The sequence below is a fragment of the Caulobacter sp. P4_E5 genome (assembly GCF_056401555.1).
The window spans coordinates 18152-31514 of the sequence record NZ_JBFUJD010000003.1 but is presented as its reverse complement, the minus strand read 5'-3'; the positions used below and the strand labels follow the sequence as shown (position 1 = coordinate 31514).

General features: G+C 67.7%; 16 protein-coding genes. 9 read left to right on the top strand and 7 right to left on the bottom strand.

All coding sequences use genetic code 11. The annotated features are described in order from the left end of the window. Window positions 1-13 precede the first annotated feature (13 nt). Window positions 14-775, top strand: coding sequence for a VOC family protein (locus AC1DSO_RS01375; RefSeq protein ID WP_477067118.1), 762 nt, complete (start codon window positions 14-16; stop codon window positions 773-775). Here AC1DSO_RS01375 and AC1DSO_RS01370 read toward each other — a convergent pair. From AC1DSO_RS01370 to mtgA, 3 genes are all read right to left on the bottom strand, one after another. Continuing rightward, window positions 772-1194, bottom strand: coding sequence for a Ros/MucR family transcriptional regulator (locus tag AC1DSO_RS01370; RefSeq protein WP_477067117.1), 423 nt, complete (start codon window positions 1192-1194; stop codon window positions 772-774). The two genes, AC1DSO_RS01375 and AC1DSO_RS01370, sit on opposite strands and share 4 nt — an antisense overlap. 103 nt (window positions 1195-1297) lie before the next feature. Continuing rightward, window positions 1298-1840, bottom strand: a complete 543-nt coding sequence (locus AC1DSO_RS01365; RefSeq protein WP_477067116.1) for a GNAT family N-acetyltransferase — start codon at window positions 1838-1840, stop codon at window positions 1298-1300. Between the two features lie 23 nt (window positions 1841-1863). Further along, complete coding sequence (gene mtgA / locus AC1DSO_RS01360; protein ID WP_477067115.1) at window positions 1864-2562, bottom strand: monofunctional biosynthetic peptidoglycan transglycosylase; 699 nt, start codon at window positions 2560-2562, stop codon at window positions 1864-1866. Between the two features lie 84 nt (window positions 2563-2646). On the opposite strand from mtgA, the gene AC1DSO_RS01355 reads away from it, so the two are divergent. Continuing rightward, the gene (locus AC1DSO_RS01355; protein WP_477067114.1) at window positions 2647-3309 is read left to right on the top strand and encodes a nitroreductase; all 663 of its coding nucleotides are present in this window, start codon (window positions 2647-2649) and stop codon (window positions 3307-3309) included. A gap of 147 nt (window positions 3310-3456) precedes the next feature. Here the strand turns inward: AC1DSO_RS01355 and AC1DSO_RS01350 are convergent, their stop codons facing one another. Beyond that, complete coding sequence (locus tag AC1DSO_RS01350) at window positions 3457-4488, bottom strand: WD40 repeat domain-containing protein (protein ID WP_477067113.1); 1032 nt, start codon at window positions 4486-4488, stop codon at window positions 3457-3459. Window positions 4489-4750: 262 nt separating this feature from the next. On the opposite strand from AC1DSO_RS01350, the gene AC1DSO_RS01345 reads away from it, so the two are divergent. After that, entirely contained in the window at window positions 4751-5197 is a 447-nt protein-coding gene (locus tag AC1DSO_RS01345; RefSeq protein ID WP_477067112.1) for a biopolymer transporter ExbD, read from the top strand. Between the two features lie 153 nt (window positions 5198-5350). Next, the gene (locus AC1DSO_RS01340; RefSeq protein ID WP_477067111.1) at window positions 5351-6121 is read left to right on the top strand and encodes an EF-hand domain-containing protein; all 771 of its coding nucleotides are present in this window, start codon (window positions 5351-5353) and stop codon (window positions 6119-6121) included. On the opposite strand, the gene AC1DSO_RS01335 is transcribed toward AC1DSO_RS01340, so the two are convergent. Further along, the gene (locus AC1DSO_RS01335; protein WP_477067110.1) at window positions 6118-7236 is read right to left on the bottom strand and encodes a CobW family GTP-binding protein; all 1119 of its coding nucleotides are present in this window, start codon (window positions 7234-7236) and stop codon (window positions 6118-6120) included. The two genes, AC1DSO_RS01340 and AC1DSO_RS01335, sit on opposite strands and share 4 nt — an antisense overlap. A 40-nt stretch (window positions 7237-7276) precedes the next feature. Beyond that, window positions 7277-7906, bottom strand: a complete 630-nt coding sequence (locus AC1DSO_RS01330; RefSeq protein ID WP_477067109.1) for a hypothetical protein — start codon at window positions 7904-7906, stop codon at window positions 7277-7279. Window positions 7907-8109: 203 nt separating this feature from the next. Here AC1DSO_RS01330 and rplU point away from each other — a divergent pair, with 203 nt between their 5' ends. From rplU to AC1DSO_RS01315, 3 genes are all read left to right on the top strand, one after another. Next, on the top strand, window positions 8110-8664 hold the full coding sequence (rplU, locus tag AC1DSO_RS01325) for a 50S ribosomal protein L21 (RefSeq protein ID WP_477067108.1): 555 nt from the start codon (window positions 8110-8112) through the stop codon (window positions 8662-8664). Window positions 8665-8695: 31 nt separating this feature from the next. Beyond that, window positions 8696-8965 (top strand): 50S ribosomal protein L27, encoded by a 270-nt coding sequence (gene rpmA / locus AC1DSO_RS01320; RefSeq protein WP_047406501.1) that lies wholly within the window; start codon window positions 8696-8698, stop codon window positions 8963-8965. A 194-nt stretch (window positions 8966-9159) separates the two neighbouring features. Further along, entirely contained in the window at window positions 9160-9693 is a 534-nt protein-coding gene (locus AC1DSO_RS01315) for a GNAT family N-acetyltransferase (RefSeq protein ID WP_477067107.1), read from the top strand. A gap of 115 nt (window positions 9694-9808) precedes the next feature. Here AC1DSO_RS01315 and AC1DSO_RS01310 read toward each other — a convergent pair whose 3' ends face one another. Next, a complete protein-coding gene (locus tag AC1DSO_RS01310) occupies window positions 9809-10762 on the bottom strand; it encodes a hypothetical protein (RefSeq protein ID WP_477067202.1) in 954 nt (317 codons plus the stop codon). A gap of 280 nt (window positions 10763-11042) precedes the next feature. Here AC1DSO_RS01310 and obgE point away from each other — a divergent pair, with 280 nt between their 5' ends. Then, entirely contained in the window at window positions 11043-12107 is a 1065-nt protein-coding gene (obgE, locus tag AC1DSO_RS01305; protein WP_477067106.1) for a GTPase ObgE, read from the top strand. Continuing rightward, complete coding sequence (proB, locus tag AC1DSO_RS01300) at window positions 12104-13237, top strand: glutamate 5-kinase (protein WP_477067105.1); 1134 nt, start codon at window positions 12104-12106, stop codon at window positions 13235-13237. Before obgE ends, proB begins: the two co-directional genes overlap by 4 nt. Window positions 13238-13363: the final 126 nt, after the last annotated feature.

Genomic DNA, 13363 nt, shown 5'->3' with positions numbered 1-13363 from the left:
TGAGGAGGCCCCCATGGCCAACGACTTCGTCTGGTTCGAGCTCGTCACCACCGACACCAAGGCGGCCGGCGACTTCTATAAAACAGTGATTGGCTGGAGCTCGGAGATGTCGTCCGGACCCGCCGGCCCGTACACGATCTTCAAGGCCGCCAACGGGAGTTTGGGCGAGATCCCGGTCGGCGGCATGCTGGAGATGCACGGGGTGCCGCCGGGCTGGCTGGGTTATGTCGGGGTCGATGATGTCGACGCCTATGCCGGCAAGGTCGAGGCCGCCGGCGGTGTGATCCACAAGGCCCCGCAGGACATCCCGGACGTCGGCCGCTTCGCCGTGGTCGCCGATCCGCAAGGCGCGATGTTCGTCCTGTTCAAAGGCTCGCTAGATCAGGCCCCGCCGCGCCCCGCGCCGATGTCCCCCGGCTCGCTGGGCTGGTCGGAGCTACACGCGGCTGACTGGGAGAAGGCTTTCGACTTCTATTCGGGCCTGTTCGGCTGGGTGAAGCACGACACCGTGCCGATGGGCGAAATGGGCGTCTACCAGACCTTCGGCGCGAAAGAGGCGGCGTTCGGCGGCATGTTCAGCAACTACCAGCCCGCGCCCGGCCCCTACTGGCTCTACTATTTCGGCGTCGATGGCGTCGACTCGGCGATCGAGCGGGTGAAGGCCAATGGCGGCGAGATCCTGATAGGTCCGGCCGAGGTGCCCGGCGGCGCTTTCGTGGTCAACGCCAAGGACCCACAGGGCGGCTTCTTCGCCTTCCTCGGCATGCGGGGCTAGGACTGGCCCTGCCGCGCATGGCCGAGGCCCGAGGCCTTGGCCATGGCGCTGCGCCGGGCGCGATAGTCCAGCGCGGTCATCGGATAATCGTCGGGCAGGCCGAAGCGGGCGCGGTAGTCCGTTTCGGTCAGGCCGTGCCGATGAAGATGGCGTTTGAGGGTCTTGTAGGCCCGCCCGTCCAGGAAGCTGACCAGCGAATCCGGCCGGACGCTGCGGCGGATCTGCGCCGGCGTCGGCTTGGGCGGMTCGATGGCGGGCGCATCGGCCTGGTGCGCGGCGCTGTCCAGCACATGCCCTACCGCCCGGATCAATTCCGGCAGATCGGCGCGCTCCAGGGGATTGGCGACGACGTAGGCGCTGACGATCCGAGCGGTCAGGCCGAGGTTCGACTCGGGGCGCGGACGCGCGGACGGGTCCATGACAGCTTCCTTTCTCGACCAGGCGGCCAAGGCTTAGCCACGTCCGAGATCAGAACCCGGGGAATATTGCGCCGACGCGCGGATTTCGACGAAGGCGGACCGTCTAGCGACGGGCCCGCCATTGCGCCGCGGTCTGTCCCCAAAGGTCGACGACGGTCACCTCGAACGGCGGTGGCAACTTGCCCCGGCCGCCATTGGTCGATCCCAAGCGTTGGGCGACCTTGATCGAGGGGGTGTTGTCGGGATCGATGCAGTGGACCACCTCGGTCCAGCCCAGGTGGTCGAAGACCCAGTCGATCGCCGCTTCCGCCGCCTCGACGGCGTAGCCCTGGCCCCAGGCCGACGGGTGCAGGCCCCAGCCAACCTCGGTTCCCGGCCAGTCCTCGGGCCGCCATGGACCGATGCGACCGAGCCAACGGCCGCTCGATTTCTCGATCACCGAGAACATGCCGAAGCCGTTCAACGCCCACGATCCGGCCATGGTCGCCATGAACCGCCAGGCCGTCGCCCGGGGTTGCTGCCCGCCGATGAAGCGGGCGGCCACGGGGTCAGCCATCATCTCAGCCCAGCCGTCCAAGTCGACGTCGGCGGGCGGACGCAGGATCAGGCGTTCGGTCTCGAGCGTGGGTCCGGGCGCGACGCGCATGATCTTCCCTCTCCGGCTAGGTTCTAGCTGACGCACTCGGCCAGGCCGCCGCGACGCACCGCGCCCGAGGCCTTGCCGATCTTCTTGCTGCGCTTGGCCACGTAGCGGCCCGGCTTGACCACCTTCCACTTCAGCGGACTGGGCAGGATCGCCGCCAGGCGCGCGGCCTGGGCCTGGCTCAACCGGTCGGCGCCAACCCCGAAATAGCGCTGGGCGGCCGCCTCGGCGCCATAGATGCCCGAGCCGTACTCGATGGAGTTCAGATAGACCTCCATGATCCGCTTCTTGCCCCAGAAGGTCTCGATCAGGACGGTGAACCAGGCCTCCAGCCCCTTGCGAACGTACGAGCGGCCCGGCCACAGGAAAACGTTCTTGGCAGTCTGCTGGCTGATCGTGGAGCCGCCGCGGATCTTCCGGCCCGACTCGTTGTTGGCATAGGCCTTCTGCAGGGCGTCGAAGTCGAAGCCGCGATGGTCGCAGAACTTGGCGTCCTCGGCCGCGATCAGGGCGCGCGGCAGGGCCGGGGCGACCTTGTCGATCGGCTTCCAGCGATGGTCCAGGCCCCTCCCCTCCACGGCGCGGATCACCATCAGCGGCGTCACGGGCGGCGGGATGAAGCGGTAGAGGATGACGGTGACCACGGGCCCCGCCACCAGCACGATGAAAAGAGCCAACGCGATGTTACGCAGAAGCCGCCGCACGAAACGCCCCCCAAAGTCCACTTGTCTTGACGCAGCGGACGGATGCTAACCAGAGCCGAAGCCGCTGTCTCGCGGGATAGAGGCGTAGGGTCAAGGGAGCCTGCGATGGACGTGATCGACGCCGTCAACCGCCGCATGTCGGTGCGCGCCTTCAAGCCTGACCCGGTGGATGGCGCCCTGGTGCGCGAACTGCTGGAAGCCGCCGCTCGCGCGCCCTCTGGCGGCAATCTCCAGCCCTGGCGGGTCCAGGCGGTGGCCGGCGAGCCTCTGAAGGCGCTGAAGGCGGCCATGCTGCAACGGGTGGCTTCGCCTGATCCGGCCGAATACGCGGTCTATCCGCCCAACCTGTGGGAGCCGCTGCGCAGCCGCCGGTTCCAGGTCGGCGAGGACATGTACGCCTCGCTGGGCATCCCGCGCGAGGACAAGCTGGCCCGGCTGCAATGGTTCGCGACCAACGGTCAGGGCTTCGGCGCGCCGGCGCAGCTGTTCTTCTCGATCGACCGCCGCTGCGGCCCGCCGCAGTGGAGCGACGTCGGCATGTTCATGCAGACCTTCATGCTGCTGGCTGTCGAGCGCGGTCTGGACACCTGCCCGCAGGAGTTCTGGTCGCATTACAACCAGGTGGTCCACGACCATGTCGGCCTGCCCGAGGGCCACATGCTGTTCTCGGGCATGGCCCTGGGCTACCGCGACGACGCCGCCCCGGTGAACAGCTGGCGCTCGCGCCGCGATCCGTTCGAGGCGTGGGGGGAGTTGAAGGGGTTCTGAGCGTCCTGTGTCATCCGACCTCCCCGGCGAAAGCCGGGGCCCAGATCCCATAGCGCTGGGGCTGATTGGAGAGGCGCCGCGCCCAATGGATGCGCCAAGTGCTCCTCCCGCTGGGCCCCGGCTTTCGCCGGGGAGGTCGGATCAGAATTAGCCCACGAACTCGCGAGGCCCGCTGAGGTCCGGGATCTCCAGAACGCCGGCCTCGCCGCTCTCGTCGCCCCAGGCCAGGCGCTTGCCGTCGGCGCTGGTGGTCAGGGCGCTGATCGGGGCGCCCTTCTCGGCCTTCAGCGTCTCGATGCGGCCGTTGCGCATATGGGCGGCCCAGATCTTGCCGTTGTCCTGGCCGGCGATGCAGACCGGCTGGGCGTCGACGCCGGCCACCCGCACGACCATCGAATCGCGGGAGAAGCCGATCTCGGCCGCTTCCTTGCCCATCGGACCGTTGGCGCCGGCGAACGGCCAGACGACCGCGCCGTTGGCGCCGGCCGTGACCAGCAGGTTGCCCTTGTCGAAGAAGGCCACGCTCTTGATCTTGGACGGATAGCCGCCCATCCGCATGTCCTTGCTGTCCGACAGCCGCCAGCCGTGCAGCTGGTTTTCCTGCATCGACGAGATCAGGAACTTGCCGTCGGGACTGAAGGCCACGGCGATGTGGCTGCCGGCCCATTTCAGCGGGGTCGGCTTCTGGTCGGCGATCCGCGCGTACCACAGCTGGGCGCCGCCATAGGTGGCCGAGGCCAGGCGACGGCCCTTGGGTTCGAAGGCCAGGCCCGAAACCGTCTTCTCGTGGGTGAAGGTCCGGGCGAAGGCCGGGTCGGCGGCGTCGCGGACATGGACCTCCTTGCCGGCGGTGAAGGCGATCAGGCCCGAGGCGGCGCTGGCGGCCACGTGCTCGATCCACTTGCCCTTCAGCTCGGCGATCAGAGTGGCGACGACTTCGCTGCCCTCGATTCGGCTCCAGACCACCCGGCCATCATCGCCGCCGGTGACGATCCCGACGCCGCTGGGATGGATAGCGGCGGCCAGGACAGCGCCGCCCATCGGTCCGCCGTGGGCCTCGACGGTGACGAATCCGTCCTCGGTCTGCAGGCGCACCGTGCCGTCGCCCAGGGCGAAGGCGGCGCGGCCGGAGCGGTCGAACAGGGCGTCGGTGACGAAGGCGTCGAAAGAAAAGATCATGCGCGCGAGATAAGGCGCCGGGCCCCGGACGACCAGACTCTTTCAGAAAGCCCGCTCCCTGAGCCGGTTTCGCGCCCCACACGAAGCCAAGCCCTACAAGGCGCCCGTTCGAACGGCGTTCGGCAAAAAAGACTCGAAAAGGGGTTGCCATCGCGATGCGTCGTCGGGCTTTACTTCCGGGCCCGTCTGCGCCAGACGTGGCTAGGTAACGACATTTCAGGCGCGTCCCGAGCGGCGCGACCTTCTGGGAGACAGTCAGGCTATGGCGGCTAAACTTGCTGGCGGCGGCGGTGGCCGTTATTCGCTGGGCCAGAATTCCGAAATCAACGTCACGCCCTTCGTGGACATTCTGTTGGTGCTGTTGATCATCTTCATGGTCGCCGTGCCGATGGCCGTGACCTCGATCAAGATCGACCTGCCGCCGGCGGTGCCGAATCTGACGAACGAGAAGCCGAAGGAACCGGTCTTCATCTCGATCCAGAAGTCGGGCGCGATCTTCATCGCCGACAAGCAGAGCAGCCTGGACAACCTGGAAGGCGACCTGAACGCCAAGTTCGAAGCCACCGGCCAGGCCGGCCCGAAGGACGATCAGCGCGTCATGATCCGCGCCGACGCCGACGTGCTGTACGCCGACTTCATGGGCGTGCTGAACCAGCTGCAGACCGCGGGCTGGTACAAGGTCGGCCTGATCAACGAAGACATCCACTAAGGATCGTCCTCGGCGACAGCCAAGAACACGAAAGCCCCGGAGCCCAGGCTCCGGGGCTTTTTGTTTGCGCCTGGAACAGAGTCTGGACCAAGCTCAACCGTGGCGTGACTCTTGCATGCCCACTCGCCATTCCTCGATGGCGGAGACCAACGGATGACGACGATCGGCGGCGCGCTTACCCAGCAACTGCGCCAGAAGCTATTTGACCGCCTGGACGCCGATTCAAGCCAGGGCCTCGGCCTGGACGAGTTGAAGGCGGCCGATCCGGCCCAGTCCGCCGACACCTTCGCCAAGATCTTCGCGGCGCTGGACGCCGACCAGGACGGCAAGATTGGCCGGGCGGAAATCGCCTCCGCCCCGGCTCTGTCGCCGGGAGGCGGCGCGCTTTTGGCCGCGTCCGAACCCGGGGACGCGGTCGCGGCCCTGTTCCAGCGGGCCGACGTCGATGGCGACGGCAGGCTGTCGAACGAGGAGATGGAGGCCGAGAAGGCGTTGCGCCGCGCGGCCAACCTCGACGCCGGCTACGTGTCCGGTCCGATGTTCACCAGCCGCGACGCGAACGGCGACGGCGCGCTCGACCCGAGCGAGGTCACTGGGCTTGGCGGCTTGAACGTCGTCGCGCTCAAGCCTGTCTTCTTCGACGAGATGCCGGCCGAAAGCCAGGCGCGGTTACGGAAGGCGTTCGACCGGGAGCCTGACATCCACACGCCGGAGGAAAAGCAGAAGATCCGCGATCAGCTGGCCGCCGACCAAACCGAGCGCGCGTCGGGACCCGAAGGAACGGTCAAGCTCCTGGAGCGCGAACTTGGCGGCCTGCGCGACGACGCCGCCGCGCAGTTTTCGACCTTGCCGATGACCCGGAGCCTGTCCTCGCGCCTGCTGGCCCAGATCCTGAGCGACCTGGACCCGACCGGAACGACCTAAGCCGCCGTCGCCTCGAAGCCCTTGCGCAGCTCGGCCTCGTCGAGGTCGCGGCCGATGAACACCATGCGGCTGTAGCGCTTGTCCTTGTCGGTCCATTCGCGCTGGAAGTCGCCTTCCAGGATCATGTGCACGGCCTGGAAGACGAGACGCTTGTTCTCCCCCTTCACGTCGATGATGCCCTTGGCGCGCAGGATGTCCGGACCGCGCTTGGCCAGCAGGTCGTTGAGCCAGGCGGTGATCTTCTGGCCGTCGACGGGCTTGTCCAGGGTCAGGGAGATCCCCTTCACGCCGTCGTCATGGATGGCGCTGGCGTGGCCATGGTCGTGCCCATGGTCGTGTCCGCAGTGCTCGTCATGGACGTGCCCATGGTCATGGTCGTGGCCGTGATGGTGGTGATCGTGGCCGCAGTGCTCGTCGTGCACGTGGCCGGCCTCGCCGTGGGCGGGGTTGAGGAACTGCGGCTCCAGCTCGGTGATCCGCGCCAGATCGAAGCTGTGCTTGCCCAGGATGGCGTCCAGCGGAACGTTGGAGCGCTGGGCGCGGTGGATCGGGGCCAGCGGGTTGATCCGGCGGATGCGGGCCTCGACGTGGCGCAGGTCGTCTTCCGAGACCAGGTCGGTCTTGTTCAGGACGATCTGGTCGGCGAAGGCGATTTGCTCGACCGCCTCCTTGCTGTCGCCCAGCCGCAGCATGATGTGCTTGGCGTCGACCACGGCGGTGACCGAATCGAGGGCCGTACGGGCCTTGACGTCGTCGTCGACAAAGAAGGTCTGGGCCACCGGGCCGGGATCGGCCAGGCCGGTGGTCTCGACGATGATGGCGTCGAAGCCGCCCTTCCTCTTCATCAGGCCCTGGAGCACCCGGATCAGGTCGCCGCGCACGGTGCAGCAGACGCAGCCGTTGTTCATTTCGAACACTTCCTCGTCGGCCCCGACCACCAGGTCGTTGTCGATACCGACCTCGCCGAACTCGTTGACGATCACGGCGTAGCGCTTGCCGTGCTCCTCGGTGAGGATGCGGTTGAGCAGCGTGGTCTTGCCGGCGCCGAGATAGCCGGTCAGCACGGTGACGGGGATCTTGCCGGCGGAAGCGGCCGAGGGAGCGTCTTGGGTCATGGGCGCTATTTAGGCGCTCGGAACCCGAAGCGGAACTCCCCTAGAGTTCCAGAAACGCGACGCCGAGGCCCATGGCGATCAAGGCGACGCCCAGGATCGTCGACTCGTAGCGGGCGATCCGCTCCAGTCCCAGCCGCTTGACGCCGGCCAGGCTCAGGGTGGTGAACAGCAGCATGCCCCCCGCGGTGGCGGCCATCAGCACGGCGCTGAGCGCCGCGAAGCCGGTCCAGCCATGCTTCACCCCGGCCAGATAGATCGGCAGAAAGGCCTCGCACGGCGATAGGGTCAGCAGCACGACGAGGGCGATGATCGCCGCCCGATCCGAGGCGTAGCGACGGGTCTGGACCTCGGCCTCGCCGTGGTCGTGGCGACCGCGCCATAGATAGAAGAGCCCGAGGCCGATCATCAGGGCGCCGACCACCCAGCCGAACAGGTCGCCCATCTTCGGTTCGACGGCCAGGCCTGCGCCGACGAGAACGAGCCCCAGCAGGATGGTGAAGGCCACGTGGCCCAGACCGGCCAGGAAGGTGACGCCGAGGGTCTTGCCCGCCGACCAATGCTGGCCGCGCCCGACCAGCACGAAGGGCAGCCAGTGCGTCGGCAAGGCCGCGTGCAGGAAGGCGACCGTAAAGCCGGTAATGGCGATGGGGGCGAGAAGCGTCGGGTTCACCGGATGGCCTATAGCGTGTTATAAAGTAACACACCAGAGGCTTATTGCACCCTCGCCACATTGGCCCGCGATCGGTGCGGGAATCCGCCGCGACGCCGTTGACTCTCAGCCTTTGCGCTGTATAAGTCGCGCCCTCTTCGCCCGCCGGGTTTCCGAGCGGGCGTTCCCTATTTTGCGAACGCACGTTTTTAAGGCGCTAACCTATGTACGCGGTGATCAAAACCGGCGGCAAGCAGTACCGGGTTCAAGCCGGCGACCTGCTGGTGGTCGAAAAGCTCGAAGGTGAACCCGGCGCTGCCGTGGCCTTCGGTGAAGTCCTGATGCTTGGCGAAGGCGAGGCCGTGACGGTCGGCGCCCCTACCGTGGACGGCGCCGTCGTCTCCGGCACCCTGCTCGAAACCCGCAAGGGCGAGAAGGTGAAGATCTTCAAGAAGATCCGTCGCCAGGGCTATCGCCGCACCCGCGGCCATCGTCAGTTCGAATCCGTCGTGCGCGTCACGTCGGTCGTCGGCGCTGGCCTGGAAGCCAAGTGGGACGGCGCGATCGACCTGACCCCGAAGGTCATCCTGAACGCTCGCGCTCGTGGCCTCGGCGACGCCGCCGTTCCGGCGACGATCCCGACCGCTTCGGAAGCTGCTCCGGCCGCTCCGAAGAAGGCCGCCAAGGCTCCGAAGGYCGAAGCGACCGCCGAAGCCGCCCCGAAGAAGAAGGCCGCCCCTAAGAAGGCCGCCGCCACCACGGAGGAAGGCGAAGCCTAAGGGCGACGCCTTCTAAAGGTAGGAGAGCAAGATGGCTCACAAGAAATCAGGCGGCTCGTCCAGCAACGGTCGCGACTCAGAATCGAAGCGCCTTGGCGTGAAGAAGTTCGGCGGCGAGAAGGTTCTCGCCGGCAACATTCTCGTGCGTCAACGCGGCACCAAGTTCTATCCGGGCGCCAATGTCGGCATCGGCAAGGACCACACCCTCTTCGCGCTCGTCCAAGGCGCGGTGGGCTTCGTGACCAAGAAGCAAAACCGCACCTATGTGACGGTGACCCCGGCCGCTCAACCGGCCGAGTAAGCACGAACCAGAGTTTCTTCGGGTCGTGCTTCTCACAAAGAAGACGATCCGGACAGACGATCTCTAGCGGGGAGTCCGGAACGCCGGGCTCCCCGCTTTTGTTTTGTCCCGCCGCCTTGGAAAAACGAAAGCTTCGCCATGGCGGCGTCACGGTCCCAAAGCAAAGAGGACCGGAAGAACTCTGGGAGGCGCCGATGTGCGTCATCGAACAAAGACCGGTCATCGAGACCCAGCGGTTGACGCTGCGCGTTCCGACCCTCGCCGACGCCGAGCGCGTGGCGGCCTTTTGCGCGGATCACGACGTCGCGCGCATGACCACGCGCATGCCCTCGCCCTACACCCGCGGCCATGCCGAGGATTTCCTGGCGCGCTGCGAAACCCAGGACCGCTCGCGCGACAACGCCTTCGCCATCGAACTGGCGGGCGAAGGGCTGATCGGCGTCGTCGGCCTGTTCACCACCGCGGCCGGCGAAGTCGAGATGGGCTATTGGATCGGCCGCCCCTACTGGGGCCGGGGCTACGCCACGGAGGCGACCAAGGGCGCGCTGGACTGGACCCGAAGCGCCTGGAAGAAGCGCTACGTCGTGGCCGGACACTTCGACGACAACGACATCTCGGGCCGGGTGCTGGTCAAGGCCGGCTTCCTCTATACCGGCGTCGTCGAGCACAAGCCATCGATCGCGCGCGGAACGCTGGCCGCGACGCGGATGATGGTGTGGCTGGCTTGATAAGCTGTCATCCCGGCCGCACCCCGGCGAAAGCCGGGACCGCCACAGGCTCTGAGCTTCCGGCGGTCCCGGATCGGCGCGCTTCGCGCTTGTCCGGGATGACAGTTTTAAAGGCCTAAGCCGCGCGGTGGGTGTGGATCACCTTCTGCGGGCCTTCGCGGAAGCGCTTTTCGGCCGTGGTGATCCGCTCGCACAGGGCGTCCAGGTCGCTGAGCAGCGAGTAGGTGGCGTAGATCGGGATCTCCATCAGCGCCACCTGGGCGCGCGGCATGAATTCCGTGTACTTCTTCCACGCGACGTGACCGTCACGGGCGGCCATGGCCCGCTGGCCCAGCGGGTTCCACAGATCCAGATCCATCAGGTCGTCGCGGCACTGCTTCATGACCGGCAGGGCGATGTAGAGGAACAGGAAGGTCGGGGTGGCGGCGCGGGCGAACTGCGGCTGCACCTGCAGGTGCCAGATGCGGTAGGCCTCGAAGAAGCCCTGCTTGCGCACCGGGTCCGGCGGCAGCCAGGTGGCGTTCTCGTTGATCAGCTCGTTGGCCGTGCCCGAACGCTTGACCAGCTCGTCGGCGCTGGTTCCGGCCGGCATGGCCTTGGACAGGGCCACCACGGGGATGGCCAGCTTCTTGGCGACGTCGGTATAGGGCACCTGCCGGCCGGCCATCGGCGTCCATTGGCCGAACGAAGGCGCGCCCGGCGTGCTGGCGCGCTTGCTGGCGGCCGTCTTGTGCATCATCAACTGTTCTTCGCGCTGCTTCTCGGCGCGCAGGCGGTCGAATTCGGCTTCGTGAGCGGCTTGCTCTTCGGGGGTCATCCACCGGGCGCGGCCGGGGCCGTAGGTGCGCTCGAAGCGGTTCACCAGCACCAGGCTGTGCTCGGCCGACGGCTTGACGCCGATCTCGGCCAGGAAGGTCTTGAACTCGCGCCACTGCGGCGCGACGCCCGTGCCCCGGCTGATCAGGATGTTGCGGTGGGCGGACGCCTCGGCGCTATACTTGCGGTGTAGGTCCTGCGTCGACAGCTCGCGCAGATCCTGCGCCAGATTCCCATTGCCTTCTTCTGCCATCGCCAAGGTCAGCCTCCCGCTACGCCATAGAAGAAATGGCGGTTTTGCTGCCAAGACACTTTGTCGCACTATGTGTTTTAACACTTCGTCACGATCGCGAGCCTCGGTCACGCTTTTTCGCGGCGTCCCCAGTGACCAAGCGTCACAGCTCCCACAGCAAGCTGTGGCGCGCTCGTGATCTTGAAATCAGATCCTCGCGGGGCGGATGATCCGCCCGCTCCGCAAGGTTCCGGGGGCCTTTGGGCTCGACGCGCGGGACGCCTTGGGACAAAAGGGCGCCATGAAATTCTTGGACCAATGCAAGATCTACATCCGCTCCGGTAACGGCGGCGGCGGATCGGTGTCGTTCCGCCGCGAGAAGTACATCGAGTACGGCGGCCCGGACGGCGGCGACGGCGGTCGCGGCGGCGACGTGTGGATCGAGGCCGTCGAAGGCCTCAACACCCTGATCGACTACCGCTACCAGCAGCACTTCAAGGCCGGCACGGGCGTGCACGGCATGGGCCGGGCTCGCCATGGGGCGGCGGGCGAGGACGTGTTGCTGAAGGTTCCGGTCGGCACCGAAATCCTCGAGGAGGACAAGGAAACCCTGATCGCCGACCTCGATCACGCCGGCGCGCGCCTGCTGCTGGCCAAGGGCGGCAATGGCGGCTGGGGCAACCTGCACTTCAAGGGCCCGGTCAACCAGGCCCCGAAATACGCCAATCCCGGTCAGGAGGGCGAGGAACGCTGGATCTGGCTGCGGCTGAAGCTGATCGCCGACGTCGGCCTGGTGGGCCTGCCCAATGCGGGCAAGTCGACCTTCCTGGCCGCCGCCAGCGCCGCCAAGCCCAAGATCGCCGACTATCCGTTCACGACCCTGACCCCCAACCTGGGCGTGGTCGACCTCTCATCCGACGAGCGCTTCGTCCTGGCCGACATCCCCGGCCTGATCGAGGGCGCGTCGGAAGGCGCGGGCCTGGGCACGCGCTTCCTGGGCCACGTCGAGCGCTCGGCGACTCTGATTCACCTGATCGACGGCACGCAAGAGGATGTCGCCGGCGCCTACGAGACGATCCGGGGTGAGCTGGAAGCCTATGGCGAGGACCTGGCCGACAAGGCCGAGATCCTCGCCCTGAACAAGATCGACGCCCTCGACGAGGAGACCCTCGCCGAGAAGATCGCCGAGCTGGAAGCGGTCTCGGGGATCAAGCCGCGCCTGGTCTCCGGCGTCTCGGGCCAGGGCGTCACCGAGCTGCTGCGCGCCGCCTACCGGCAGGTGCGCATCCGTCGCGGCGATCTCGAGGAAGAGATCGCGGAGGACGAGGACCACGTGGACGAGACCCCCGGGGGCTGGACGCCGTGAACCTGGCCTCCCAGGCGGCTTTCGAGGGCGCCCGTCGCATCGTCTTCAAGGTCGGCTCGGCCCTGCTGGTCGACGCCGAGACGGGCGCGGCCAACCGCGCCTGGCTGGAAGCGTTCTGCGCCGACGCCGCGGCCCTGCGCGCCGCCGGCAAGCAGGTGGTGGTGGTCTCGTCCGGCGCGGTCGCCCTGGGAAGGCGTCGCCTGGGCCTGGTCGGCCGCAAGACCACCCTGCCGGAGAAGCAGGCCGCCGCCGCCGCCGGCCAGAGCCTGCTGATGCACGCCTGGGAGGAAGCCTTCGAGCCGCACGGGATCGGCGTCGCCCAGATCCTGCTGACCCGCGACGACACCGAGACCCGCCGCCGCTGGCTGAACGCCCGCGCCACCACCGAGACCCTGATGGGCCTGGGCGTGGTCCCCGTGGTCAACGAGAACGACACGGTGGTCACCGAGGAGATCCGCTACGGCGACAACGACCGCCTGGCCGCCCGCGTGGCCCAGATGGCCGGCGCCGACCTGCTGGTGCTGCTCTCCGACATCGACGGCCTCTACACGGCCGACCCACGCAAGAATCCGAACGCCGCGCACATCCCGCTGGTCGGGGAGATCACACCCGAGATCGCGGCCATGGCCGAGGGCGCCAACGCCGCGGCCGGGGTCGGCACCGGCGGCATGGCCACCAAGATCGCCGCCGCCCGCATCGCCCGCGCCGCCGGCTGCGCCACCCTGATCACCCTGGGCTCGCGCCCTCGCCCGCTCGCCGCCATCGCCGCCGGCGAGAAGGCCACCCTGATCGAGGCCGGCGCCTCGCCCGCCGCCGCCTACAAGGCCTGGATCGCCGGCTCGCTGGCCCCGCAGGGCTGGGTGACCATCGACGCCGGCGCGGCCAAGGCCCTGGCCTCCGGCAAGAGTCTGCTGGCCGCCGGGGTGCGCGCGATCGAGGGCCCGTTCGACAAGGGCGACGCCGTTCGCGTCCGCGACGAGACCGGCCGCGAGGTCGCCCGCGGCCTGGTCCGCTACGACAGCGCCGACGCCCACCGCATCGCCGGCCTGCGCTCCGACGCCATCGAGGCCGAGCTGGGCTTCACCGAAGGCCCGATGATCCACGCGGATGACCTGGCGGTCAGCTCTTAAAATCTGTCATCCCGGACAAGCGCGCAGCGCGCCGATCCGGGACCGCCGGAAGCGCTGAGCTTGCGGCGGTCCCGGCCCTTCGCTTCGCTCCGGCCGGGATGACAGTTTCCGATTCAGTTCTCCCCT